Below are 476 nucleotides of genomic sequence, written 5' to 3' on the forward strand. Positions count from 1 at the left end.
ACGTCAAATTCACGAGTGCTAGTAATGAATGCACCGCCAACGTTGACTGTCTGTGCACCAGTCTTAGTCGATTTCTCTCCACGCTCACGTACTGGTGGTTCAACTGGACCTGTATCTCCGCCACCAGGACCTGTGGCTCCAGTATCACCTGTGGCTCCAGTATCACCTGTGGCGCCAGTATCACCTGTTGCGCCAGTGTCACCTGTGGCGCCAGTATCACCTGTTGCGCCAGTGTCACCTGTTGCGCCAGTGTCGCCTGTTGCGCCAGTGTCACCTGTTGCGCCAGTGTCGCCTGTTGCGCCAGTGTCGCCTGTTGCGCCAGTGTCGCCTGTTGCGCCAGTGTCGCCTGTTGCGCCAGTGTCGCCTGTTGCGCCAGTATCACCTGTTGCGCCAGTGTCGCCTGTTGCGCCAGTGTCGCCTGTTGCGCCAGTGTCGCCTGTTGCGCCAGTATCACCTGTTGCGCCAGTGTCGCCTGT

At 59.7% G+C, this 476-nt stretch carries 1 protein-coding gene; it reads right to left on the bottom strand.

The window, feature by feature from the left end; translation table 11 throughout:
- Positions 1 to 476, bottom strand: a 476-nt coding sequence (locus FHS24_RS12300) for a hypothetical protein (protein ID WP_183621407.1), incomplete at both ends; no start/stop codon positions are given.

The organism is Psychrobacter luti, from assembly GCF_014192115.1.
Classification (GTDB): Bacteria; Pseudomonadota; Gammaproteobacteria; order Pseudomonadales; family Moraxellaceae; genus Psychrobacter; species Psychrobacter luti.